General features: G+C 56.7%; 21 protein-coding genes. 15 read left to right on the forward strand and 6 right to left on the reverse strand.

From position 1 onward, the window contains the following. Positions 1–151 precede the first annotated feature (151 nt). The 11 genes from prpB to efp all read left to right on the forward strand — a co-directional run bounded on the left by prpB (position 152) and on the right by efp (position 13,223). Positions 152–1,051, forward strand: coding sequence for a methylisocitrate lyase (prpB, locus tag M2Q46_RS08810; RefSeq protein WP_083054012.1), 900 nt, complete (start codon positions 152–154; stop codon positions 1,049–1,051). 104 nt (positions 1,052–1,155) lie between these two features. Continuing rightward, entirely contained in the window at positions 1,156–2,319 is a 1,164-nt protein-coding gene (prpC, locus tag M2Q46_RS08815; RefSeq protein ID WP_009457712.1) for a 2-methylcitrate synthase, read from the forward strand. Between the two features lie 90 nt (positions 2,320–2,409). Continuing rightward, complete coding sequence (locus M2Q46_RS08820) at positions 2,410–2,811, forward strand: hypothetical protein (protein ID WP_035270831.1); 402 nt, start codon at positions 2,410–2,412, stop codon at positions 2,809–2,811. A gap of 11 nt (positions 2,812–2,822) precedes the next feature. Then, the gene (locus M2Q46_RS08825) at positions 2,823–3,098 is read left to right on the forward strand and encodes a GNAT family N-acetyltransferase (protein WP_009457716.1); all 276 of its coding nucleotides are present in this window, start codon (positions 2,823–2,825) and stop codon (positions 3,096–3,098) included. Between the two features lie 139 nt (positions 3,099–3,237). After that, the gene (gene acnB / locus M2Q46_RS08830) at positions 3,238–5,823 is read left to right on the forward strand and encodes a bifunctional aconitate hydratase 2/2-methylisocitrate dehydratase (RefSeq protein WP_022983544.1); all 2,586 of its coding nucleotides are present in this window, start codon (positions 3,238–3,240) and stop codon (positions 5,821–5,823) included. Positions 5,824–6,147: 324 nt separating this feature from the next. Next, positions 6,148–7,314: a TRAP transporter substrate-binding protein gene (locus M2Q46_RS08835; protein ID WP_009457721.1), complete on the forward strand. Its 1,167-nt coding sequence runs from the start codon at positions 6,148–6,150 to the stop codon at positions 7,312–7,314. A gap of 138 nt (positions 7,315–7,452) precedes the next feature. Further along, complete coding sequence (locus M2Q46_RS08840) at positions 7,453–8,085, forward strand: TRAP transporter small permease subunit (RefSeq protein ID WP_009457722.1); 633 nt, start codon at positions 7,453–7,455, stop codon at positions 8,083–8,085. Further along, positions 8,082–10,004 (forward strand): TRAP transporter large permease subunit, encoded by a 1,923-nt coding sequence (locus M2Q46_RS08845; RefSeq protein WP_060185716.1) that lies wholly within the window; start codon positions 8,082–8,084, stop codon positions 10,002–10,004. Before M2Q46_RS08840 ends, M2Q46_RS08845 begins: the two co-directional genes overlap by 4 nt. Positions 10,005–10,240: 236 nt before the next feature. Further along, the gene (locus M2Q46_RS08850) at positions 10,241–11,452 is read left to right on the forward strand and encodes a DUF2863 family protein (protein ID WP_009457724.1); all 1,212 of its coding nucleotides are present in this window, start codon (positions 10,241–10,243) and stop codon (positions 11,450–11,452) included. Between the two features lies 1 nt (position 11,453). Then, complete coding sequence (gene earP, locus M2Q46_RS08855) at positions 11,454–12,593, forward strand: elongation factor P maturation arginine rhamnosyltransferase EarP (RefSeq protein ID WP_302357086.1); 1,140 nt, start codon at positions 11,454–11,456, stop codon at positions 12,591–12,593. A 72-nt stretch (positions 12,594–12,665) separates the two neighbouring features. Beyond that, on the forward strand, positions 12,666–13,223 hold the full coding sequence (gene efp, locus M2Q46_RS08860) for an elongation factor P (protein WP_003802564.1): 558 nt from the start codon (positions 12,666–12,668) through the stop codon (positions 13,221–13,223). 93 nt (positions 13,224–13,316) lie between these two features. Here efp and M2Q46_RS08865 read toward each other — a convergent pair whose 3' ends face one another. From M2Q46_RS08865 to M2Q46_RS08885, 5 genes are all read right to left on the reverse strand, one after another. Further along, on the reverse strand, positions 13,317–14,069 hold the full coding sequence (locus tag M2Q46_RS08865) for an SDR family NAD(P)-dependent oxidoreductase (protein WP_302357087.1): 753 nt from the start codon (positions 14,067–14,069) through the stop codon (positions 13,317–13,319). Next, complete coding sequence (locus tag M2Q46_RS08870) at positions 14,069–14,944, reverse strand: hypothetical protein (RefSeq protein ID WP_302357089.1); 876 nt, start codon at positions 14,942–14,944, stop codon at positions 14,069–14,071. Before M2Q46_RS08870 ends, M2Q46_RS08865 begins: the two co-directional genes overlap by 1 nt. Further along, positions 14,938–16,560: an acyl-CoA synthetase gene (locus M2Q46_RS08875; RefSeq protein WP_367997720.1), complete on the reverse strand. Its 1,623-nt coding sequence runs from the start codon at positions 16,558–16,560 to the stop codon at positions 14,938–14,940. The genes M2Q46_RS08870 and M2Q46_RS08875 overlap by 7 nt, the downstream gene beginning before the upstream one ends. Beyond that, positions 16,557–17,726 (reverse strand): acetyl-CoA acetyltransferase, encoded by a 1,170-nt coding sequence (locus M2Q46_RS08880; RefSeq protein WP_083054018.1) that lies wholly within the window; start codon positions 17,724–17,726, stop codon positions 16,557–16,559. The genes M2Q46_RS08875 and M2Q46_RS08880 overlap by 4 nt, the downstream gene beginning before the upstream one ends. Before the next feature lie 65 nt (positions 17,727–17,791). Next, positions 17,792–18,592: an IclR family transcriptional regulator gene (locus M2Q46_RS08885; RefSeq protein WP_302357090.1), complete on the reverse strand. Its 801-nt coding sequence runs from the start codon at positions 18,590–18,592 to the stop codon at positions 17,792–17,794. Between the two features lie 229 nt (positions 18,593–18,821). On the opposite strand from M2Q46_RS08885, the gene M2Q46_RS08890 reads away from it, so the two are divergent. The 4 genes from M2Q46_RS08890 to M2Q46_RS08905 all read left to right on the forward strand — a co-directional run bounded on the left by M2Q46_RS08890 (position 18,822) and on the right by M2Q46_RS08905 (position 23,204). Continuing rightward, positions 18,822–19,832, forward strand: a complete 1,011-nt coding sequence (locus M2Q46_RS08890; protein WP_302357091.1) for a TRAP transporter substrate-binding protein — start codon at positions 18,822–18,824, stop codon at positions 19,830–19,832. 17 nt (positions 19,833–19,849) lie between these two features. Then, on the forward strand, positions 19,850–21,712 hold the full coding sequence (locus tag M2Q46_RS08895) for a TRAP transporter large permease subunit (protein WP_060185711.1): 1,863 nt from the start codon (positions 19,850–19,852) through the stop codon (positions 21,710–21,712). Positions 21,713–21,723: 11 nt separating this feature from the next. Further along, the gene (locus M2Q46_RS08900) at positions 21,724–22,554 is read left to right on the forward strand and encodes an SDR family NAD(P)-dependent oxidoreductase (RefSeq protein ID WP_302357092.1); all 831 of its coding nucleotides are present in this window, start codon (positions 21,724–21,726) and stop codon (positions 22,552–22,554) included. 311 nt (positions 22,555–22,865) lie between these two features. Then, positions 22,866–23,204 (forward strand): YkvA family protein, encoded by a 339-nt coding sequence (locus M2Q46_RS08905; protein WP_035270839.1) that lies wholly within the window; start codon positions 22,866–22,868, stop codon positions 23,202–23,204. A gap of 124 nt (positions 23,205–23,328) precedes the next feature. On the opposite strand, the gene M2Q46_RS08910 is transcribed toward M2Q46_RS08905, so the two are convergent. Then, entirely contained in the window at positions 23,329–24,477 is a 1,149-nt protein-coding gene (locus tag M2Q46_RS08910; protein WP_302357093.1) for an iron-containing alcohol dehydrogenase, read from the reverse strand. Positions 24,478–24,577 lie beyond the last annotated feature (100 nt).

Consider the following 24,577-nt stretch of genomic DNA (forward strand, 5'->3'; position numbering starts at 1 on the left):
ATCGCTCCACGCGAGAAATCCCCGCCTCCTCTGGGTTCAGGCTTTTCATCGCCCCCATATTTGAACTTGGCACAGCATTTGCTTTAGTAGAACCAACCCATCGCAGCACTACGCTGACGACATTTTTATATCTTGTGATCTGGAGCCCCAAATGAGCCAAAACCAACTGACATCGGCAGGCGCCCGTTTCCGCCAGGCCCTGCGTGAAGAACAGCCTTTGCAAATCATCGGCGCCATCAACGCCAACCACGCTTTGCTGGCCCAACGCGCCGGCTACCGCGCCATCTACTTGTCGGGTGGCGGTGTCGCGGCTGGCTCTTTGGGCTTGCCTGATCTGGGCATTAACACGCTGGACGACGTGCTGACCGACATTCGTCGCATTACCGATGTGTGCGATCTGCCTTTGATGGTGGACATTGATACCGGCTTTGGCGCTTCGGCCTTCAACATTGCCCGCACGATCAAAAGCCTGATCAAGTTCGGCGCTGCCGCTTGCCACATTGAAGATCAGGTTGGCGCCAAGCGTTGCGGTCACCGCCCCGGCAAAGAAATCGTCAGCACTGGTGAAATGGCCGACCGCGTGAAAGCCGCTGTTGACGCCCGTACCGATCCCGAGTTCTTCATCATGGCTCGTACAGACGCGATTGCCGTCGAAGGCGTGGACGCTGCTCTGGAACGTGCCCAGGCTTGCGTGGAAGCAGGTGCAGACGGCATTTTTGCTGAAGCTTGCTACGACCTGGACACCTACCGTCGCTTTACCGAAACGCTGGATGTCCCCGTGCTGGCCAACATTACCGAATTCGGCCAAACCCCATTGTTCACGGTGGAAGAGCTGGCTTCGGCCAATGTCGCCATGGTGCTCTACCCCCTGTCTGCCTTCCGCGCCATGAACAAGGCCGCCGAAACTGTCTACCAGGCGATCCGTCGTGACGGACATCAAAAAAATGTCATCGATTTGATGCAGACTCGTGAAGAACTGTACGATCGTATCGGCTACCATGCTTACGAGCAAAGCCTCGACAAGCTGTTCCAGAAAAACAAGAAGTCCTGAGCCACCACAGGCTCCCGCCCGGCCCCTTGACTGGGCCGTCGCGCGGGTAAAACCCCATTCAGCAGCCAGCCTCGTGCTGGCTGCCCAGCAACCAGGAGACCTTTATGAGCAGTACTGAGAACACCCCTAGCACTGGCTTCAAGCCCAAGAAATCTGTTGCCCTGTCTGGCGTTGTTGCAGGCAATACCGCCTTGTGCACGGTCGGTCGCAGTGGCAATGATCTGCACTACCGCGGCTACGATATCTTGGACCTGGCCCAGGCTTGCGAATTTGAAGAAGTGGCTCATTTGCTGATCCACGGCAAATTGCCCAACCGCGACGAACTGCGCGCGTACAAACAAAAGCTCAAGCGTCTGCGTGGCCTGCCTCTGGCCCTGCAAACCGCGCTGGAAACCCTGCCTGCCCACAGCCACCCCATGGACGTGATGCGTACTGCCGTGTCGGTTCTGGGCTGCGTGCTGCCTGAAAAAGACGACCACAACCTGCCCGACGCACGCGACATCGCCGACCGTCTGATGGCTTGCCTGGGTTCGGCCCTGCTGTACTGGTACCACTACAGCCACAACGGCGAGATGATCGACGTACAGACCGACGACGACAGTATCGGCGCGCACTTCCTGCACCTGCTGCATGGTGAGAAGCCATCGGCCGAGTGGGAAAAAGCCATGCATGTCTCGCTGAACCTGTACGCCGAGCACGAGTTCAACGCCTCCACCTTTACCAGCCGCGTTATCGCCGGTACGGGTTCGGACTTCTACTCCGCGATTGCTGGTGCGATCGGCGCCCTGCGCGGTCCCAAGCACGGCGGTGCCAACGAAGTGGCTTTTGAAATCCAGAAGCGCTACGAGAACCCCGATCAGGCTGAAGAAGACATCCGCAAGCGCGTGGAAAACAAGGAAGTCATTATTGGCTTCGGTCACCCTGTCTACACCATCTCCGACCCACGCAACGAAGTGATCAAATCGGTGGCCAAAGAGCTGGCCGTAGCCGATGGCAACACCCGCATGTTCGACATTGCCGAACGTCTGGAAAGCGTGATGTGGGAAGTGAAGAAAATGTTCCCCAACCTGGACTGGTTCTCGGCCGTGTCCTACCACACCATGGGTGTGCCTACTGCCATGTTCACGCCTTTGTTCGTGATCGCGCGTACGGCTGGCTGGGCGGCTCACATCATTGAGCAGCGCGTGGACAACAAGATTATTCGTCCTACCGCCAACTACATTGGCCCTGAAAACCAGAGCTTTGTGCCTCTGGATCAGCGCCCATAAGTCACAGATCCTGGGCTATTATTTGCCTGTGATCTAACCCACACGGCCCCGCTGCATTGCGCACGCGGGGCCGTCTTGCTGGTGACTTCAATGCTCTCTGAATTTGTACGCTACGCCCTGCCGCTGGCCGGCACCTTGATGATTGCCTGTGCCTTGACCAGTCTGGTCTCCGGCGCTTATTTACTGCTTTTCAATCTGCGCCGCAGCAACCAGGTGTTGCGTCACCCTTATCTGGATCAGTACCCCTGGGAAAAACTCAGTTTTTCGCTGAAGGCAGGCGTACTGCTGGATTATTTTTTACGTCTGAATTTCCCCAAACGCCAAAACTCGCTGTTTGGCAATGCCAACCGGCTACTCAAGCACGTGCAACCCGATGATGTCCCCATGGGCATCAAATGGCCCCTGATGGGGCTGTGGGGCGGCTGCTTTCTGGGCATGATCGCCATGCTGGCTGTTTGGATTCTGATCGCCCTGCACTCCAACCCCACTTGAAGGAGTCTGCCATGACTACCGAGATCCACCACGACCCGCAAGCGCGTCTGTTTTACTGCGACATTGAAAACCGCCGCAGCGTGATCGAATACGAACTGGACGATGCTGTCATGAGCATCACCCACACCCGTGTGCCGCCCGAGCTGGAAGGCCGCGGCATTGCGGGGCAACTGACCCGCTTCGCATTGGAAACGGCAAAAAACCAACAGTGGAAAGTGCGCCCCGTTTGCAGCTATGCCGTGGTCTATTTCCGCCGCCACCCTGAATACGCCGACTTGCTGGCCTGAGCCCGGCAATATTCAGGTTCCCGTAAGTCTTATATAAGATATAAGACCATTGCTTCGCTGCGCGCTTCAAATTACAATTGGGGCAACACGCGATTTATTGCATTTTCATATCAACCATTTACCGATAGGCACCCGCACTATGCTGGACTCTTACCGCGAACATGTTGCCGAGCGCGCTGCTCTGGGCATTCCCCCGCTGCCTTTGTCGGCTCAGCAGACCGCCGAGCTGATCGAGCTCATCAAGAACCCACCTGCCGGTGAGGAAGCATTTCTGGTCGACCTGCTGACGCACCGCGTCCCCGCCGGTGTGGACGATGCTGCCAAAGTGAAAGCCTCCTACCTGGCCGCCATCGCGCTGGGCACAGAAACCTGTGCTTTGATCAGCCGCGAGCGTGCCACTGAGCTGCTGGGAACCATGCTGGGTGGCTACAACATCAGCCCGCTGATCGATCTGCTGGATTCGCCTGAACTGGGCCAGATCGCCGCCAACGGCCTGAAAAACACCCTGTTGATGTTTGACTCTTTCCACGATGTTCAGGAAAAAGCCGAAAAGGGCAATGCCTTTGCAAAAGAAGTGCTGCAAAGCTGGGCCGACGGCGAGTGGTTCACCAGCCGTCCTGAAGTTCCAGAAAGCCTGACCGTGACCGTTTTCAAAGTCACCGGCGAGACCAACACGGACGATCTGTCCCCCGCCCCTGACGCCTGGAGCCGCCCGGACATTCCGCTGCACGCTCTGGCCATGCTGAAGAACCCGCGCCCAGGTATCGAACCTGAAGAGCCCGGCAAGAAAGGTCCTGTCAGCTTTATCGAATCCCTGAAAGAAAAGGGCCACCTGGTTGCCTACGTGGGCGACGTGGTCGGTACCGGTTCTTCGCGTAAATCGGCCACCAACTCCGTGTTGTGGTTCACCGGCGAAGACATTCCTTTCGTTCCCAACAAGCGCTTTGGTGGCGTGTGTCTGGGCAGCAAGATTGCTCCCATCTTCTACAACACCATGGAAGATGCCGGCGCTTTGCCTATCGAACTGGACGTTTCCAAAATGGAAATGGGCGACGTGGTGGAACTGCGTCCCTACGAAGGCAAGGCCTTCAAGAATGGCGAACTGATCTCCGAATTCCAGGTCAAGTCCGACGTCCTGTTTGACGAAGTGCGCGCCGGTGGCCGTATTCCCCTGATCATTGGCCGTGGCCTGACCACCCGTGCTCGCGAAGCACTGGGTCTGCCCCCAACCACCCTGTTCCGCCTGCCACAAAGCCCTGCCGACTCCGGTAAAGGCTTCTCCCTGGCCCAGAAGATGGTTGGCCGTGCTTGCGGTCTGCCTGAAGGCCAGGGCGTGCGTCCCGGTACCTACTGCGAACCACGCATGACTACCGTTGGCAGCCAGGACACGACTGGCCCAATGACTCGCGACGAACTGAAAGACCTGGCTTGCCTGGGCTTTTCGTCCGATCTGGTAATGCAGTCCTTCTGCCACACCGCCGCTTACCCCAAACCTGTTGACGTTAAAACTCACCACGAACTGCCTGCTTTCATCAGCACACGCGGTGGTGTTTCCCTGCGTCCAGGCGACGGTATCATCCACTCCTGGCTGAACCGCATGTTGTTGCCCGATACCGTGGGCACTGGCGGCGACTCGCACACCCGTTTCCCTATCGGCATCAGCTTCCCCGCTGGTTCCGGTCTGGTGGCCTTTGCCGCTGCTACCGGTGTGATGCCTCTGGACATGCCAGAATCCGTGCTGGTGCGCTTCAAGGGCGAAATGCAGCCCGGCGTCACCCTGCGTGACCTGGTTAACGCCATTCCTCTGTACGCCATCAAGCAAGGCTTGCTGACCGTCGAGAAAGCCGGCAAGAAGAACATCTTCTCCGGTCGCATTCTGGAAATCGAAGGTCTGCCCAACCTGAAGATCGAACAGGCTTTCGAGCTGTCCGACGCTTCGGCCGAGCGCTCCGCTGCTGCATGTACCGTGCGCCTGAGCAAAGAGCCCATCATCGAATACCTGAACAGCAACATCACGCTGCTCAAGTGGATGATTGCCAATGGCTACGAAGACGAGCGCACTATCTCCCGTCGTATCAAGGGCATGGAAGCCTGGCTGGCCAACCCGGAACTGCTGGAGCCCGATGCAGACGCTGAATACGCCGCTGTGATCGACATCGATCTGGCTGAAATCCACGAACCTATCGTGGCTTGCCCGAACGACCCAGACGACGTGAAGACGCTGTCCGACGTGTCCGGCACCGTGATCGACGAAGTGTTTATCGGTAGCTGCATGACCAACATCGGTCACTTCCGTGCCGCTTCCAAGCTGCTGGAAGGCAAGCGCGACATTCCAACCCGTCTGTGGGTCGCTCCTCCGACCAAGATGGACCAGCAACAGCTGAGCGAAGAAGGCCACTACGGCGTTCTGGGCGTAGCTGGTGCTCGTATGGAAATGCCCGGTTGCTCGCTGTGCATGGGTAACCAGGCACAGGTTCGCGAAGGCGCCACCGTCATGTCCACCAGCACCCGTAACTTCCCCAACCGTCTGGGCAAGAACACCAACGTGTTCCTGGGTTCGGCTGAACTGGCTGCCATCTGCTCGCGTCTGGGCCGCATCCCGACCCGCGAAGAGTACCTGGCCGACATGGGCGTTCTGCAAGCCAATAGCGAAGACATCTATCGCTACATGAACTTCGACCAGATCGAAGAGTTCAAGGAAATTGCTGACTCCGTAGGTCTGTAAGCCCTAGCGCTTGCAAAAAACGCCTTCGCCGCTTCATGCGGCGAAGGCGTTTTTCTTTGCCTGTTTGAAATGACTTTCCTCTCAAGAGGCCTGTAGAAAGCCTGTTCAGCACAGCCCACCCGTCGCTAAAGGTGCACACACTCACGCTTATCTGCCCACGGGTATACCCCTATCATCATTGTGGTTACTCCTTATGTACGGCCAGTGTTCGAATCGCATATAAAGCTGAAAGCAAACTGAAAGAAGACTGAAATAAAGCTGAAAACACATCAGATTGCTGCAGTTTGCTCTCGAACGCTTACAGCCACTTCGGAGACACACCTCATGAGAAACAGGATCAAAAAAAGCACCGCGCCTCAAGCACAAACTGGCGCATCCCGGCGCAAGTTCCTGAGCGGTGCTGCAGCCGGCACCGCGGCTGCAGCAACGATGGGCTTTCCTGCCATCGCTCGCGCGCAGGGTCCCATCAACTTCCGCTTCCAAAGCACTTGGCCCACCGTCGACATCTTCCACGAATTCGCTCTTGATTTCGCCAAGAAGATCAACGACATGACCGGTGGAGATCTGAAAATCGAAGTTTTGCCCGCAGGGGCTGTTGTACCGGCCTTTGGCCTGCTGGATGCCGTCTCCAAGGGAACGCTGGACGGGGGCCACGGCGTGCTGGGTTACAACTACGGCAAGCAGAACGCCCTGGCCTTGTTTTCGTCAGGACCGGCCTTCGGCATGGACGCCAATATGGTGCTGGCATGGCACAAATACGGCGGCGGCAAGGAGTTGCTGGCCAAGCTGTACGATGCCATCGGTGGCAATGTCGTCTCCTTCCTGACCGGCCCGATGCCCACGCAACCGTTCGGCTGGTTCAAAAAACCTATCACCAAGACTGAAGATCTCAAGGGTCTGAAGTTCCGCACCAATGGCCTGGCTATCGACCTGTTCACTGAAATGGGCGCGGCCGTCAATGCTTTGCCGGGCGGTGAAATTGTTCCGGCACTGGACCGCGGCCTGCTCGATGGTGCGGAGTTCAACAACGCCGCCTCGGACCGCGCTCTGGGCTTTCCGGACGTGTCCAAGGTCTGCATGTTGCAAAGCTTTCACCAGGCCTCGGAAACCTTCGAGATCATGTTCAACAAGGACAAGTACAACGCCTTGCCGACACAGCTGAAAGCCATCGTCGACAACGCCGTGGAGGCCGCATCGGCCGACATGTCCTGGAAGGCGGTGGACCGTTACTCGCAGGACTACCAACGCCTGCAAAAGGAAGACGGCGTCAAATTCTACAAAACGCCCGACACCATCCTGCAGCAACAACTGGTCGTGTGGGACCAGATCGTTGCCAAGAAGGCCGAGACCAACCCCCTTTTCAAGGAAATCGACGCATCGCAACGAGCGTTCGCGGCACGCGCCATGGCGTGGGACATGGATACCAACAATAACCGCCGTATGGCCTACAACCACTACTTCGGTCGCAAGGCCCCCCAAGCCAAGAGCTGACCCCTAACGGCAATTGCACTGCGTCATCCCATCCAGCCGGATGTGGATGACGTCTCCTTCCCCACTCCAGGCCGGCCGCGCCCCAAGCCGCAGCCGACACGCATCAGACCCTTTCCGCGCTAGCAAGGTGAACCTACCATGCAGAAAATTCTGGTCTTTATCGACCGGTTCAATACGTGGATAGGCCAGTTGTTCGGCTGGCTAGTCCTGGCATTGACCCTGTTCGTTTCCTTCGAGGTCTTCTCTCGATACGTACTCTCCAACCCACACGCCTGGGCCTTTGACATGATGAACATGCTGTACGGTGGCCTGTTCATGATGGCCGGTGCCTACACGCTCTCCAAGAACGGCCATGTGCGCGGGGATGTGCTGTACGGCTTTTTTCCACCCCGTCTGCAGGCAGCCCTGGATCTGATCCTGTACATCCTGTTCTTCATCCCTGGTGTGGTCGCCATGTTCTGGGCCGGTTACTACTTCGCAGCCGAGTCCTGGGCCATCACGGAGCACTCCAATATCACGGCAAACGGACCGCCCATCTACCCGTTCAAGGCCATCATCCCGCTGGCCGGTTTCTGCCTTCTGCTGCAAAGCTTCGTGGAAATGGTGTACTGCGTACGCTGCTTGCGAGACGGAAAATGGCCTTCGCGCGACAAGGACGTTGAGGAAGTCGATGTCGACAAGCTCATGGATATGGTGGACGTCAAAAGCGATGACATTGAGAAACTGGATGCCTTTGTCACAGGCGACGGCAAGAAAGGGAGTCCAACATGAGAAAAGAAATCTGGTTCGGGCTCACCATACTGATCGGCATTGTCCTGAGCATTGCCATCTTCATGCCAGCGCCAGCAGACATGAGCAACGGCCATTTGGGCCTGCTCATGCTGGCCCTGATTGTCGTCACCATCATGCTGGGCTTTCCCACTGCCTTCACCCTGATGGGGATGGGGGTGATCTTTACCTGGCTGGCCTATCGCGACATGGGCACGCAGCAAGCAATCCAGCAGACCCTGGACCTGATGGTTCTGCGCACCTACGCCGTCATGACCAACGACGTGCTGATTGCGGTGCCTCTGTTCATCTTCATGGGTTACCTGGTTGAACGCGCCAACCTGATCCAGAGCCTGTTCCAGGGCATGCACCTGGCCATGGCACGAATTCCAGGTTCGCTGGCAGTAGCCACCATTGCCACCTGCGCCATCTTTGCCACGGCCACGGGCATTGTGGGGGCCGTGGTGACTCTGATGGGGCTACTGGCCATGCCCGCCATGCTGCGAGCGGGTTACAGCGTGCAGCTAACGGCTGGCTCCATTACCGCTGGGGGCTGCCTGGGCATTTTGCTGCCCCCCTCCGTACTCCTGATCCTGTACGGCGCCGTCGCGGGTGTCTCGGTCGTGAAACTGTATGCCGGGGCCTTTTTCCCCGGCCTGATGCTGGCTGTCCTGTACGTGGTGTACGTCATCATTCTGGCCAAGCTCAAGCCCAGTGTCGCGCCTCCGCTTTCCGCGGAAGACCGGATCGTGCCTCTGCCAGCCTTCGCACAAACCATCAAGGAGACCATTACAGACCGTGCTGTACCCGGCCTGATCAACGCCATGAAGGGGCCTCGCAACGTCGACGTGCCCATGAAGCTGCTGGTCAAGAATCTGGCCGTGGCCTTGCTGCCCGCTGTGATCTTCATCGCTGTCATGGGCTTTAGCTATCAGTCAGTCACTGCACCCAAAGTAGCCGAGCACTACGAGCTGCAGGAAATGGGCGGCGGTTTCAACAACTTCGACAGTGACTACAGTGGCGGTGGGCTGGCAGAACCTCCGGGTGCTGGCGGTTTATCCGAACCTGAAGGCAGCGAGCCACTCGTGGCGCTGGGTGCCAGCGAACCGGGCGCAGAAGCTCCCGCAGCTGCAGCAGAGGCAGCCGAAGAAACCACTACGGCAGAGCGCCAAGCCGCGCCAATGACATTCTGGATCTTTCTGATCGTGGGCAGTCTGGCCTTGTTGTGCTACTACGCCATGCTGAACTTCGCACGGCTGGAAATCTTCAAGATGCTGCTCAGTTCCTTCTTTCCGCTGACCATGCTGATCCTTGCCGTGCTGGGCAGTATTATCGTTGGCCTGTGCACTCCCACCGAGGCGGCGGCCTTGGGTGCCTTGGGCGGCATCCTGCTGGCCTTCGCCTATCGCCGCTTGAATTTCTCCATGGTGCGCGAATCGGTGTACCTCAGCGCCAAGACCAGTGCCATGGTCTGCTGGCTGTTCGTCGGTTCCAGTATTTTCTCGGCCGCCTTTGCCCTGCTGGGTGGTCAGGAACTGATCAATGGCTGGGTGCTGTCCATGGATCTGACACCCATTCAGTTCATGATCCTGGCGCAGATCGTTATTTTCCTGCTGGGTTGGCCGCTGGAATGGACAGAGATCATCATCATCTTCATGCCCATCTTCCTGCCACTGCTGGCGCACTATCAGATCGACCCTCTGTTCTTCGGCCTGCTCGTCGCCCTGAACCTGCAAACCGCATTCCTGTCACCACCGGTTGCCATGTCGGCTTTCTACCTGAAGGGCGTCTCGCCACCCCATGTCACCCTGAACCAGATTTTCCTGGGCATGATGCCCTTCATGGGCATCCAGATCCTGGCGATCATCATCCTGTACCTGTTCCCTGGCATCGGCCTGTGGCTACCTAGCGTGTTGTACTGATCGCAAACTGCCAACATCGGACCGGGCCCGGTGCCTCCCCCGCTATCACAGGGGAAGCACCGGGTGCATGGAGGCGGCCCCCCGCGTACATGCCTGATAAGGCACAAATTATCGCCAGCCTCTATTTTGCAAGCACCAGAACTCTACCAGCCATCCCCTAGGGGCTACCCTCATTCACACACCCCGGTCGTGGCAAAGGGTAAACTAGCTTGTCCCTCTCTCGGTTTTGTATGTCCATGTCGCAACTCAATTCCAAACTGCTCGCCCAACAACCCAAAGAAATCCAGCGTCTGATCAATTACACCGACGCACTGGTACGTTCCGGCTCGCAGATCGAAGATCGCTATTGGCAAGGGCTGACCGCTCAATTGCTGGACAAGCTCTATAGCGGGCGCCGCAATACAGCGGTTGAACAGACACTGGAACTGCTGGGCAGCCAGCAACAAAACCAGCATTACGAAATCCTGATGGAACTGGCCGAGTCCCACGCCGAGTGTCAGCAAATCGAGCATGACGGTGTGCTGTACGACGCCCTGCTGTTTTCGGCCCCGCTGACCGCCTGGACACGCTATCAACTGCCCCAGGGAGTATTGAAACCCCAGCAACACAAGGAACTGGAAGAGGCCTTGCGCGCCACGGTTCTGGCCGAAGGCACAATGTGCGCCCTGCTGCCCAATCTGGTCAATTACGACGAGATGCCGCAGACCTACCAGCAGGCTTACGCCTGGACGCGCAGCCTGACTGCGCAAGCTCTGGGCCGCAGCCAGGAGCCTGCTCCACTGAACAAACCCGAAGAAGCCAGCAGCCTGTTGGCCGACGCCCGCTTTCTGATTGGTGTCGTCATGGCTCCGGTCGGTCAGCCCCTGTTTCGCTGGCAGCAATCCAGCGACAATCTGCAAGCCGACCACCTGCGCTGGGTAGAGCAATGGGTGGAGCGTTACTCCGCCATCGTCACGCCGTTGTTTACCGGCTGCCAGCTGCAGTTTCTGGCTCCCAACGCTTATTACGTCAATAACCGCGAGTCGGACCGCGAGATTCGCCCACTGGCCCTGAAGGCCGGTATCACCTGGCTGCAAACAGCCGTGAAGCTCTCGCCCGACCATTTGCGTGCGGTCATCGTTGCTTGCGGTGAAGAACAAGTCGAAGAATATCGCGTGGGCTTTAGCACCATTTCCTCGCCCACTGTGATTTATGGCTGTATCTGGCCTGTGTTGAGCCAGGAAGAAGCCGAGTCCTCTTTCCACAGCGACGACCATATCGACATTCCGGACGTGATTGCCGCCCTGCTCAGCACCCTGGGTCTGGTCCAGATTCAGCGCCTGCCCGGCCTGCACTCCACCGAGACCTGCGACGATTGCAACGCGCCCTTCTTCCCGGACATCAACGGCGAGATGCAGCACCCGGAACTGCCGGACGAAATCGATCTGGACCCCGTACAGCTGCACTAAATTGAACACCGCTACTGCTTCCCAACCTGTATCCATAGACCTGTTTTGCCGTGTTATCGACAATCTGGGGGATATAGGCGTGTGCTGGCGGCTGGCCCGTCAGTTAGCTGCCAAACCCGAGGTCGCCCAGCTACGCCTGTGGGTAGATGATCTGCACAGCTTCAGCCGTATCCAGTCCGAAATTCAAAGCGAACGGCAAAGCCAGCAACTGCAGGGCGTAGATATTGAGCATTGGCACGACGCGCGCCAAGAATACCCCGCAGCACATCCCTTCGTGATCGAGGCCTTTGCCTGCGAACCGCCCGAAGCCATGACACGGCAACTGACGGCAGATAGCCATGTGTGGATCAATCTGGATTACCTGAGCGCCGAGCCCTGGGTACAGGGCTGCCACGGCCTGCCCTCCCCACAAGCCGGTGGTGCGAACAAATATTTCTTCTTTCCCGGTTTTGTCCCGCAAACAGGGGGGCTGCTGCGTGAAAGCGATCTGCTGGCCCGTCGCGACGCCTTTCAAAGGGACGATGCTGCCTACCAGGCCATGCTGAGTCGTCTGGGCGTGGCGCAGGAGCACATTCAAGCCCTGCTCCAGGGCGAGATGCAGCAAATGTTCCTGTTCTGCTATCCCGATGCGCCCGTGCTGGCCCTGCCCGAAGTGCTATCCACGCTAAAGCAGAAAACCCTGCTGCTGGTGCCCGAGTCTGTTGCCCAAGGTATCCCGGATCTGGAGCAAGGCCACTTGCACGTTCAGCGCATCCCCGCTGTGAATCAGGCCGATTTTGATGCCCTGCTCTGGCGTAGCGCGCTGAATATTGTGCGTGGCGAGGACTCCCTGGTACGCGCCATCTGGGCCGCTCAGCCCATGCTGTGGCAGCCTTACGTACAGGAAGAACAGGCCCATCTGGACAAGCTGCAAGCCTGGCTGGATACCGGCAATTTGCCCAAGCCGGTTCAAGCCCTGCATCTGGCCTGGAGCAGTGCCGATCAGGCCGGCGCCGCCACTGCCTTGAGCCGCTGCCTGGACCCCAAGGTGTTGCGTCTATGGCAACAAGAAGCCCGTACTTATAGTGAAAAACTGGCTGAACAAGCCGATTTGGCCAGCAGTTTGCTGAGTTTTTACACCCAAGTCGCCCGAAAACGCTAAAATAACGGATTACCTCTTAAAAGCTCCCTGACACTGCGTTTGGCGGAGCCTGTCCCATTCGGAGTTTTTTTAATGAAAACCGCACAAGAACTGCGCGTTGGTAACGTCGCGATGGTTAATGGCGACCCTCTGGTCGTTCAGAAAACGGAATACAACAAATCCGGTCGCAACTCCGCCGTTGTCAAATTGAAGTTCAAGAACCTGCTGACCGGCTCGAACAGCGAAGCCGTGCACAAAGCTGACGAAAAATTTGAAGTGGTTCAGCTGGAAAAGCGCGAATGCACTTACTCCTACTTTGCTGACCCCATGTACGTCTTCATGGACGAAGAGTACAACCAGTACGAAATCGAAGCTGAAAGCATGGGCGACGCCCTGGATTACCTGGAAGAAAACATGTCCGTTGAGGCCGTTTTCTACGAAGGCCGTGCTATTTCGGTTGAACTGCCCACCATCATCGTGCGCGAAATCACCTACACCGAACCTGCCGTGAAAGGCGATACCTCCGGTAAAGTGCTGAAGCCTGCCAAGATCAACACGGGCACCGAAATCAGCGTGCCTTTGTTCTGCAACATCGGTGACAAGATCGAAATCGACACCCGCACTGGCGAATACCGCAGCCGCGTGATGTAAGAAAGACGTCGTACCGTCCAGTGCGGTACGCGCAAAAAAAGGGGCTGTTTTTACAGCCCCTTTTTCCTGCCTGCTCGAATCACCACATCATCCTCAGGCCAGCAAGCCGGTGTTAACAAAACCACCGTCCACGCTGATGACCTGCCCGGTCATATAGGCTGTTTTTTCGGTATCCAGCAAAAAGCAGATCGCCTGCGCTACCTCACGCGGCGTGCCATAGCGATGCATGGGCACGGCAGATTTCCAGGTTTCCTGCACCTGCTCCGTGTGCACCTGCATGGCCAATGGCGTCATGATCGGACCAGGACACACACAATTCACCCGTATGCCTTCCTGGGCCAGCTCATTGGCCATGACCTGCGTCAGGTTGATCAAACCCGCCTTGGTAATGCCATAGGCGGCACGCCCACGATTACCAAGCAGACCCGACACCGAGGAAATATGTACAATCGCGCCCTGCTTGTACTCGCGCATCAACAAGGCCGCTTCCCGGCTGATGCTGAAAGCCGCCAGCACATTGACCTCGAAGGTTGCCCGTAGCAAGGCCGAGTCCGTTTCCAGAAACGTCACATCACGTCCAAACCCGGCAGAATTCACCAAGCCGCCTACAGGACGTTGGGCGTGATAGCGTTGTAGCAACGGGCTAATGCGTGCTTCGTCAGTAATATCCAGCAGCTCGACGGCCAGATGATCACCATAGTGCTTGAACTGCTCCGTCAAAGCGGCCAGTTTCTCGACATTATTATCCAGAGCCAGCACATACGCGCCCTGCTCCAGCAACAGCTCGACGGTTGCCAGCCCAATACCCGACGCCGCCCCCGTCACTACCATCCAGGAATGTTGCATCAGGCTGCCTCCAGAACCATTTCAAAAGTCACCAGCACCGAGTTCACCTCCGGTTTGAGACGGCCACGATGCACGCCATGCTGATAATCAATAATGATCACGTCCAGCTGAACCTGCTGCTCGGCGGGCAGAGCAAGATCAATACGCCCTTCCTCAATCAGCACCTCAGTGACGAAAGGCTCGACAACGATCTCCGGTTCCAGAATTGCCCCCACCAAACTCCCGACACCACCGCGGATGACGGCACGCGTCAGGCCCAGCTCCTGACAGATATCCCGCAAGACGGCCGAGATGCTCTGATTCGGAGCCAAAGTCACAATCCAGCTTTTAGGGCTTTCAGACTGATCCAGGGCCGACAAGGTCTCGGGTCTGGCCACAGGCGTGAACAAGCTGAAATTCGTTTCCGGGCAAGGCAGAGTCTCAAAGGCTGCGCCGCGGACATAGCTAATATCCAGCTCCGGCGAACCACCCAAAATCGTTTGGTCCGGGAGAATATGCCCGGCCTGCAACTGTCCTTCAGAGTCACGCCAGGCGGCATGACAGTGCAGCCATAACTGACCATCTGGTTTGCGCCCCAGAGTCACACTGGCCTGCTCAATCTGAACCGGACCGGGGTGTGTATAAAGCTGGCTGTAGTACACCGAATGATCGGGCGAGGAAGACAGCGCCGGCATCACATAATGCAGGTCCGCAAACTGCCCGCCTTTGAAACGCCCCACCGCGCTATACAAACCATGTGCCTCCCCCGCCAGGCGGAAGGCATCCAGCAAGGAATGCCCGGCGCGCAAGGTCTGGGTATGACTTTCCGTCTGGCAAGGGGCCAGCATATAAGGCTGAGCCCGCTGAACGCCAGGATGCTTGACCTCTCTTAGCATGGTGCCTCCTGTGCCAGCTGCGGCAGACATTTCATCAGCTCATCTTTCACCATGCGCTTGGGCACTTTGCCGTAGCCGGACTTGGGCAGGGAATCCCAGAACTGGATGTACTTGGGCATTTTGTAGCGAGCGATGCGCTCGCTCAGCCAACTGCGCAGCTCAGCCTCCGTCAAGGCGGCCCCTTCTTTCAAGACACACACTGCCACTCCGACTTCACCCCACTGACGATCCGGCACACCCACCACCGCCACTTCAGTAATTGCACCGTGCAGCAGGATGTATTCCTCAATCTCGCGCGGGTAAATATTGGAGCCACCCGAGATGTACATATCGGAAGCACGCCCGGTCAGGTACACATAGCCACGCTCGTCCATATGACCGATATCGCCCGTGCGAAACCAGCCATTGCGGAAGGACTCGGCATTGGCCTTGGGATTGTTGTAATAGCCCGCAAACACGGCTGGGCCAATTACGCAAACCTCGCCAGTTTCGCCATACGCCACTTCCCGACCTTGTTCGTCCTGAATGGACACCTGCATGCCCGCACGCTCGTAGCCACAACTGGCGGGATGGCTGATACGACCATCGGCATCTTGATGATCAAAAGACGGCAGCACGGTGATATTGCCCGTCACCTCGCCCAGGCCGTAGTACTGCACCAGCACCGGACCGAACTTCTCCAGCGCCAGACGCAGATCCGCCTCGTACATGGGTGCACCGGCATAGATCACATGACGCAGGCTGGAGTGATCGTACTGATCGATATGCGGGCACTCGGCCAGCAACTTCAAAATCGTCGGTACTGTGAACAAGGTGCTGAGCTTGTACTTTTCGATCAAGGCAAAGGCTTGTTCGGTACTGAGGCTGTCGCCCGGCAAGAGCACGGTTTTTGCGCCACGCAACACCAGATTCAACTGATGCACACCTGCACCATGCGACAAGGGAGCCAGCACCAGACCACCATCTTCGCTGCGAGTACCAGGCAAGAGATCAGCCAGATGATTGGTCAGGACAAAGGCCATTTGCCCATGCGTCAACACGGCGGCTTTGGGCTTGCCTGTCGTACCGGAGGTAAACAGCAGCCAGCAAGGTGAGTTGGAAAATACATCAGCATTCGGCGTAACGGCACCCGCATGATCCCTTAACAGATCTGCCACCAAGGGGCGCGAATCTGCAGGTGCTGGTGTACCACGCAACCACAGCAAGTCCATCTTCGGGAAATGCTTGCTGACGGTTTCCGCATGTTCAGGAAAGTCCGTCTGGCACAGGAATACCGTGCTGCCAGACACCTCCACCATATGCAGCAACTCTTCGGGCTTGACGCGGAAGTTGGTCGGCACCCAGATCGCCCCCAGACGGAAAGCGGCAAACATGGAGAGGAACATCTCGTTGCTGTTTTTGGAGTGCACCAGAATCGCACTGCCAGCCTGCACGCCACGGGCTTGCAGGCCCGCCGCCAAGGCCGAGACCTGAGCATCCAGTTCCCGCCAATCCCAGCTTTCCTCACCCCAGATCAGCGCAGGCTGATCCGGCAGACGACGCGCATTCTGGGTCAGCAGGTGCGACAAGTTCATGGCCCGATTCGACATGGGCTGTACTACGGCATTTGTCATCATTTCAAGCGTTCCAGAATCGACACATAGTTAGCCACAGCCGCACCACCCATATTGAAGATGCCAGCCAGTTCTGCCTGCGGCAACTGCATGTCACCCGCTTCCTGAGCCAGCTGCATGGCGGCCATCACGTGCATGGAAACACCGGTTGCGCCCAGAGGGTGACCGCGAGCTTTCAGGCCACCGGAGACGTTCACCGGCAACTGACCATCCTTACGGGTGCGACCTTCCAGAATCACTTTCCAGCCCTCGCCACGCGGAGCCAGACCCATGGCTTCGTACTCCAGCATTTCGGCGGTAGTAAAACAGTCGTGGGTTTCCACCAGATCCAGATCCAGAATGCCGACACCAGCTTTCGACAGAGCCTGCTGCCAGGCACGATGCGCCCCTTCAAACGCAATCGGGTCGCGGCGCGACAGAGGCATGAAATCATTGACCTGCACTCGGGAGCGGAAGCGAATCGCGCGGCGCAAGGCACGGGCGGTTTCTTCATCTGCCAGAATCAGCGCGGCAGCCCCGTCGGACACCATGGAGCAGTCGGTGCGGCGCAGCGGGCCGGCCACCAGAGGGTTCTTTTCCGAAACCTGATCGCAGAACTCCAGACCCAGATCACGGCGCACATGGGCGTAAGGGTTGGCCAGGGCATTCACATGATTCTTGGCGGCAATCTGCGCCAAAGAGTGGCTCTGGTCGCCATAACGATCAAAGTAAGCCTGGGTGATCTGACCAAAAATCCCCGCAAAGCCCAGCGGATTGTCCTCTTCCTTGCGATAGCAGCCGGAGCTGAGAATTTCAGGAATACGGCTAGGAGGCACGCCCGTCATTTTTTCCGCACCGACAGCAATACCAATGCGGGCACGGCCGCTTTCAATCGCATCCATCACGCTATGAATAGCGGCACTACCCGTGGCGCACGCATTTTCTACGTGCACGGCAGGTGTGAAACGCAGATCAGGCTGATGCAGGGACAGCAATCCGGCCTCGAACCCTTGGGGATTCAAGCCATTGTTATAGACACCCACGGCCGCAAAATCGATGTCGCTAGCCTGTATGCCGGCATGCGCAATCGAATCCCTGACCACGGCTTGAATCAATTCTTCAATGTCGATGTTATCCAGCTTTCCAAACGGGGTATGTGCCCATCCCACAATACATGCGTGTCCAGACATAGTTTTCCTTGAACGTAGAAATTTGATCAATGAATCGCTCGCCCCTGAAAAGCTGAAATAGCTGCTCAAGGGCCCGTAACTTGTTCCCCAATCTTCAGGGACTCGATGTACGCCTTCTCTTCCAACAAAAGCGCCACCAGCTCCTCATGTCGCTTGTTGCGCAAGCGGCTCTCTACACTGGCGATGGCCAGGGAAGCCGGCATGCCACTGGTGGGATGAGAAACGCAAACCGCCACCCCCCAGGAACCTTCAAAAATAAAACCACGGTTAAAGGCATAGCCTTGCTCACGCGTCTCGGCCACCAGATCCCACAGAATGTCGGTGCTCAACTGGGGGTACTGGCGCAGGCGCTCGGCATTGACCTCCAGGGCTTCGCCAATCTGCTCATCCGTCATGGCCGCCAGAAATGCAATCCCACTGGCGCCACAACCCAAGGGGTGACGATCCCCCGGCTGCAACACATGCGAGCGCAAGGGATGATGCCCTTCCTCGCGAGCCAGACAGACGGTTTCATAGCCGCGCTGCACGCTGAGCAGCGCGCTGTCACCCGACACCTTGGCAATACGCGCCAAGCTGCGTTCGGCAATGCGCTGAATGCCAAAACGATGCGCTGCCATCAACCCCAAGGAATACAGCTCGGGGCCGGGAAAATATTTGCGCGATACCGGGTCCTGCTCAATCAAGCCATTGCCCATCAAAGCCAATAACAGGCGACGGGTGGTGGGCTTGGTCAGCTCAACCTTTTTCACGACATCACTCAAGCCTATGCCCTGGTTACGCAGGCCTACGACCACCTGCATGACTTGCACGGCCCTATCCAGGGTTTGGCTGGAAGAAATCGACTCTGGGCTCTCTTTGGAATCCATTTTCACACTCTTGATAATATAGGTCCGTATATTGGACCACTTAGTGATTCAGACTGGAATACGTGAACCGCCCTTTAGCGAAGTATTTTGGGCAGTATATTAAATATTTACGTAAATCCTGTAGGTAAAAATACTAGGTTGTCCTAATTTCAGGCCTGTCTTGTAATGCAGCAGGTCAGCTTACATAAATCTATAGGTCCATTAAATGGACCCCACAGGAGATTAAAAAATGAAGCGTCGCACATTTCTGAAAACAGTTGCTGCCAGCAGCACCCTGCCCTGGACATTGAGCTTTTCCAAATCTGCTCAAGCTGCCGAATTCGAGTATCGCATTGCGCACAGCGTGCCCACCCATCACCCCTTACATATCCGCATGGTTGAAGCCGCAGACCGCATTCGGGAACAAACGAATGGGCGCTTTGACCTGCGCATCTTCCCCTCGGACCAATTGGGTTCGCAGACCGATGTGATGAGCCAGATCCGCTCGGGCGCTATTGATTTCCTGTGCTTGTCCGGTGTGGTGCTCTCTACCCTGGTTCCCTCCAGCGCCATCAGCGGCCTGGGCTTTGCGTTCAAAGATTACGACCAGGTCTGGAAAGCCATGGATGGCGGTCTGGGCGAGTTCATTCGTGCCGAGATCGCCAAAACCCGCTCCCTGTTTGCCTTTGAACAAATCTGGGACAACGGCTATCGCCAGATCACCAGCTCGGGCCGCGCCGCCGCTACTCCGGCTGACATCAGCGGCATGAAAATTCGCGTTCCGCCCTCCTCCATGTGGACCTCGCTGTTCAGCTCCTTGGGTGCTGCTCCGGCCACCATCAACGCCAACGAGCTGTACTCCTCCTTGCAGACCAAGATTGTCGATGCCCAGGAAAACCCGCTGGCCGTGATTTCCACCCTGAAGCTGTACGAAGTGCAGCAGTACTGCGCCATGACCAACCATATGTGGGATGGTTTCTGGCTGCTGGCCAACCGCCGCAACTTCGACGGCCTGCCCGAGGACATTCAGGAAATTGTGCGCAAGAACCTGAACCAGAGCGCCGTACAGGAACGTGCCGACTTGTTGGCCCTGTCCACGCAATTGCAAAGCGATCTGGAAGGCAAAGGCATGCAATTCGTCCAGGCCGATACCGCCGCCTTCAAGCAGCGTCTGATTGATGCCGGTTTCTATGCCGAATGGAAGAAGAAGTTCCCGGCAGCAGGTTGGGAGCAATTGGAATCCGTCGTCGGTAGTTTATAAGCCAGGGGAACAGCACAATGACAAATGACAGTCAGAACCTGCAGATACAGGAACAGCCACCGCTGTGGCAGAAATTTGAAACTTGCTTGTTTAAAGCGACGGCCTTTATCAGTGCGATTCTGCTGGCCTTAGTCATTGTTCTCTTGCTCTCGGGCGTGGTGTCGCGCTATGTATTGCACGCACCACTGACCTGGTCCGACGAGCTGGGCGGCATTCTCTTCCTGTGGCTGACCACCTTTGGGGCCGCCCTGGCGACGTATCGCTTTTCCCATATGCGCATGACCGCCGTGGTCTCGCGCCTGGGCAGCGAATGGGAGCCCTTCTTTACCGCTTTTGCTATCACCGCCACCACACTGTTCTTCGCCCTGATCCTGTACCCGGCGATTGATTTTGCGATGGAAGAGGCCTTCATCACCACCTCTGCCCTGGAAATCTCCAATGCCTGGCGTGCCTCGGCCTTGCCGGTCGGTTTCGGGCTGGCGCTGATCTTTGGTCTGGGTAAGATGGCGGAAGTAATACGCCAGCCTAAAGCCATCTGGGCTGTCTTGAGCGTATTTGCTCTGGCTTTAGTGGTCTGGCTGATCAAGCCCTACCTGCAAGGGCTGGGCTACCTGAACCTGGTGATCTTCTTTGTGTTGATTGTGGGCGTCAGCGTACTGACCAGCGTACCTATTGCCTTTACCTTTGCCCTGGCCACACTGGGCTATCTGGCCCTGACCACCCGCGTTCCCGTCATGACCCTGGTTGGTCGCATGGACGAGGGCATGTCGCACCTGATGCTGCTGGCCATCCCCACCTTTATTTTCCTGGGCCTGCTGCTGGAGATGACCGGCATGGCACGCGCCATGGTGCAGTTTCTGGCCAGCCTGTTAGGTCATGTAAAAGGTGGCCTGTCTTATGTGCTGATTGGTGCCATGTATCTGGTGTCCGGCATCTCCGGCTCCAAAGCTGCTGATATGGCCGCCATCGCACCCGCGCTGTTCCCGGAAATGACCAAGCGCGGCGCCAAGGAAGGCGAACTGGTCGCCCTGCTGTCCGCAACTGGCGCGCAAACAGAAACCATCCCACCTTCTATTGTGTTGATCACGATTGGCTCGGTTGCCAGTGTATCTATTGCCGCCCTGTTTACCGGCGGTATGTTGCCCGCCTTGGTGCTGGGCATCGGTCTGTGTGTAGTCGTAGGCTGGCGCAATCGCCACGAAGACTTGTCCAACATTCAGCGCACACCCGCCAAAGAAGCCCTGAAGCTTTTTCTGATCGCCCTGCCTGCACTGGCCCTGCCCTTCGTCATCCGCGCTGCTGTTGTTAAAGGCGTGGCCACGGCAACCGAAGTCTCCACCATCGGCATCGTCTACGCCATGATCGCGGGCCTGGTCATCTACCGCCAATTCGACTGGCGCAAGCTCTACCCCATGCTGGTGGATACCGCTGTACTGTCGGGAGCCATCCTGATCATCATCGGCGCAGCCTCCGGCATGGCCTGGGCCTTGACCCAATCCGGCTTCTCCCGCGAGCTGGCCCAATTCATGCAAACCCTGCCCGGTGGTCGCATGGGCTTCCTGATCGTGTCGGTAATTGCCTTCATCATCCTGGGCAGCCTGCTCGAAGGCATTCCAGCCATCGTGCTCTTTGGCCCCCTACTCTTCCCCATCGCCCGAGTCATGGAAGTGCATGACGTGCACTACGCCATGATCGTGATTCTTTCCATGGGCCTGGGCCTGTTCGCGCCACCCTTCGGCGTCGGTTACTACACCGCCTGCGCCATCGCCCGCGTCAACCCGGATGAAGGCATCCGACCGATCTGGGGCTATATGCTGGCCCTGCTGATTGGCCTGGTCTTTGTAGTCGCCTTCCCCTGGATTTCGATTGGTTTTCTGTAAGAGATATGGCTATGACACAGCAACACGACTCCGCCGTTTTCACGCAAAGCTTGCAAGGCAAAACAGTATTGGTCTTTGGGGCGGGCGCGCCTTTAGAGGATTGGAACAACGGGAAAGCGGCGGCGGTGGCTTATGCCAGGGCTGGAGCGCAGGTGGTTTGTGTGGATAAGGACTTGGCAGCGGCGAAACGCAGCGCGGATCATATTCTTGGGGAAGGTGGAGAAGCGCTGGCTTTGGAGGCGGATGTTTGCGATACCGAGACAGTGGAAAAGACAGTAGCTTTAGCACTAGAGCATTTCGGAAAAATTGACATCCTGCATAACAACGTAGGAATTGCACCCGCTGGTGGTCCATTAGATATAGACGATGCGCTCTTCCAAAAGACCATGGATATTAACGTCGGATCCATTCTGCGAACCACCCGCGCTGTATTATCGCACTTTCTGAAACAAGGCTCGGGAGTGATTACTAATATATCTTCCCTGGCTTCAATCCGTTGGAGTGGCTACTCTTACTTCGCTTATTACGCGTCTAAGGCGGCACTGAATCAGGCTACTGTTGCTACGGCATTGGAGTTTGCTGATAAAGGAATACGGGCGAATGCCATTTTGCCAGGGGTGATTGATACACCACTGGTTTATCAGCAGATTGCGGCTCAATATGATTCGATTGAACATATCAAGGAGCAGCGGGCTAATGCGGTGCCGATGAAGAGGACGGGGACACCGTGGGATATTGCGAATGCAGCGGTGTTTTTAGCTTCGGATGCGGCGGGGTTTATTACAGGGGTTTGTCTGCCGGTGGATGGGGGGCATTCTTGTGCTATGCCGGGGATGAGGTGAACCAAAACCTGATGAGACTCAATCTATCTCACCTCATAAAACTAAAACCTTAACCGGTAAAACAGATTCCACAAAAAACCACGCCCAACCAGCAGTAGCCACTCAATGCGTGGCTCGATTAGTGCTAAGCAAATTTCCTAAAAACATCCGCAAATCAACTTATATTGCAAAGATGAGCACCTTATCAGCCATCATGCCGAACGACGCGACGTGAGGGTTTTAAATTGGGAAATCACTCTTCACCACCTACTCTTATTGCGCACAATTAAATACTTCAACATGTAACCCAACATCTAAACGTGGTGATCCCGATGTCAGACGATCAATTCAGCTCCGAGTATTCAGAAAATAGTTTTTGGGACAAGGTCAAAACATATGCCAAAACAGCTGGTGAGGGTGTTCTTGAGCCTGCGCTAAAAATGTATTATGCAGCCCTAGACGCAGATACACCCACTTGGGCTAAAACTACTATCATCGCCGCGCTTGGATATTTCATTTCACCTGTGGATGCAGTACCAGATGTACTGCCAGTCGTGGGATACACAGACGACCTAGGTGTCCTTGTCGCAGCTGTAGCTGCAACAGCAGCTCACATTAAAGATGAGCACACCCATAAAGCTAAAGAAGTCCTATTGCGGTGGTTCTCCTAACAATCTCCGGAAAGCTTCTTTAGTTTTGAACCCACTCACAAAATCAGTGATGTAGTGTAGCCCTGCAGATCCAGGCCTCCCGGTAAGACGGGAAGAGCTTTCAGCTCTTCCCCTCAACACCTACCTACCTCACCCCAAACGCCTCTTCAAAAATCCCCATAATCGTCTTCTTATCCGTCTGAATCGGATTAGTTGCACCGCACACATCCTTGAGCGCGTTATCGGCCAGAACCGGGAAATCCTCTCGCTTCACGCCCAGTTCTTCCAGCGACTTCGGAATCCCCACAATATCGGCCAGCTTTTTAATCGCTGCGATAACATCCAGGCCTTTCAGATCTGCATTGTTATCCGATAGCAGCTTGCCGATTTCATTCAGACGTTCCTCCGCCACCTGCATATTGAATGCCTGCACATGCGGGAGCAGCAGTGCATTACAGACACCGTGGGGCAGATCGTAGAAACCGCCTAGCTGGTGCGCCATGGCATGGACATAGCCCAGCGACGCGTTATTGAATGCCATACCTGCCAGGAACTGCGCATAGGCCATTTGTTCACGTGCTTTTTTATTATGTGGCTCGCGCACGGCAGTCGGTAGGTATTTGGCGATCAGCTCTACCACTTTCACCGCACAGGCGTCGGTGATGGGGGTGGCGATTGTGGAAACGTAGGCTTCAACTGCGTGGGTCAGTGCATCCATGCCAGTAGCAGCAGTTAGCGATGCGGGCATGCCTTCCATCAGGTCGGAGTCGTTCACTGACAGGAACGGTGTGATGTGGCGGTCGATGATCGCCATTTTTACGTGGCGGGTTTCGTCGGTAATGATGGTGAAGCGCGTCATTTCCGACGCTGTGCCTGCTGTGGTGTTGATAGCCAGCAGCGGCAATTGCGGCTTGGCGGACTTATCTACGCCTTCGTAGTCAGCGATCTTGCCGCCGTTGCTGGCGACCAGGGCTACGCCTTTGGCACAGTCATGCGACGAACCACCACCCAGGGACACGATCAGGTCTGCGCCGTGCGCTTTCAAGGCATCCAGGCCAGCATTCACATTACCAACGGTAGGGTTAGGCTGCACCTGATCAAAAATCGCTGTATTGATGCCCTGCGCAATCAACTTGTCAGCCACCAGCTTCGCCATACCCAGCTTGGCCAGATCGGCGTCAGTAATGATCAGAGCTTTTTTGAAGCCCATTTTCCCGACAATCGGCATGGCCTGGTCCAGTGCGCCGGGGCCAAGAATATTGTGCGAGGGGATAAAGAATTCCGAGACTGTCATGGTGCGTATTCCTTATTAATGATCGAAGAGAATCCCTGCGACCTCGGGGGTATACGAACTGAGAGCGCGCAAGGAGGGAATCCCCCCATATTGCATGGGG

This window comes from Alcaligenes sp. YSL9, from assembly GCF_030515105.1.
Lineage (GTDB): Bacteria > Pseudomonadota > Gammaproteobacteria > Burkholderiales > Burkholderiaceae_B > Alcaligenes > Alcaligenes phenolicus.

Coding starts and splice junctions, on each gene's coding strand:
- prpB (WP_083054012.1), top strand. CDS start 152: ATGAGCCAAAACCAACTGACATCGGCAGGCGCCCGTTTCCGCCAGGCC.
- prpC (WP_009457712.1), top strand. CDS start 1,156: ATGAGCAGTACTGAGAACACCCCTAGCACTGGCTTCAAGCCCAAGAAA.
- M2Q46_RS08820 (WP_035270831.1), top strand. CDS start 2,410: ATGCTCTCTGAATTTGTACGCTACGCCCTGCCGCTGGCCGGCACCTTG.
- M2Q46_RS08825 (WP_009457716.1), top strand. CDS start 2,823: ATGACTACCGAGATCCACCACGACCCGCAAGCGCGTCTGTTTTACTGC.
- acnB (WP_022983544.1), top strand. CDS start 3,238: ATGCTGGACTCTTACCGCGAACATGTTGCCGAGCGCGCTGCTCTGGGC.
- M2Q46_RS08835 (WP_009457721.1), top strand. CDS start 6,148: ATGAGAAACAGGATCAAAAAAAGCACCGCGCCTCAAGCACAAACTGGC.
- M2Q46_RS08840 (WP_009457722.1), top strand. CDS start 7,453: ATGCAGAAAATTCTGGTCTTTATCGACCGGTTCAATACGTGGATAGGC.
- M2Q46_RS08845 (WP_060185716.1), top strand. CDS start 8,082: ATGAGAAAAGAAATCTGGTTCGGGCTCACCATACTGATCGGCATTGTC.
- M2Q46_RS08850 (WP_009457724.1), top strand. CDS start 10,241: ATGTCGCAACTCAATTCCAAACTGCTCGCCCAACAACCCAAAGAAATC.
- efp (WP_003802564.1), top strand. CDS start 12,666: ATGAAAACCGCACAAGAACTGCGCGTTGGTAACGTCGCGATGGTTAAT.
- M2Q46_RS08865 (WP_302357087.1), bottom strand. CDS start 14,069: ATGCAACATTCCTGGATGGTAGTGACGGGGGCGGCGTCGGGTATTGGG.
- M2Q46_RS08870 (WP_302357089.1), bottom strand. CDS start 14,944: ATGCTAAGAGAGGTCAAGCATCCTGGCGTTCAGCGGGCTCAGCCTTAT.
- M2Q46_RS08875 (WP_367997720.1), bottom strand. CDS start 16,560: ATGATGACAAATGCCGTAGTACAGCCCATGTCGAATCGGGCCATGAAC.
- M2Q46_RS08880 (WP_083054018.1), bottom strand. CDS start 17,726: ATGTCTGGACACGCATGTATTGTGGGATGGGCACATACCCCGTTTGGA.
- M2Q46_RS08885 (WP_302357090.1), bottom strand. CDS start 18,592: ATGGATTCCAAAGAGAGCCCAGAGTCGATTTCTTCCAGCCAAACCCTG.
- M2Q46_RS08890 (WP_302357091.1), top strand. CDS start 18,822: ATGAAGCGTCGCACATTTCTGAAAACAGTTGCTGCCAGCAGCACCCTG.
- M2Q46_RS08895 (WP_060185711.1), top strand. CDS start 19,850: ATGACAAATGACAGTCAGAACCTGCAGATACAGGAACAGCCACCGCTG.
- M2Q46_RS08900 (WP_302357092.1), top strand. CDS start 21,724: ATGACACAGCAACACGACTCCGCCGTTTTCACGCAAAGCTTGCAAGGC.
- M2Q46_RS08905 (WP_035270839.1), top strand. CDS start 22,866: ATGTCAGACGATCAATTCAGCTCCGAGTATTCAGAAAATAGTTTTTGG.
- M2Q46_RS08910 (WP_302357093.1), bottom strand. CDS start 24,477: ATGACAGTCTCGGAATTCTTTATCCCCTCGCACAATATTCTTGGCCCC.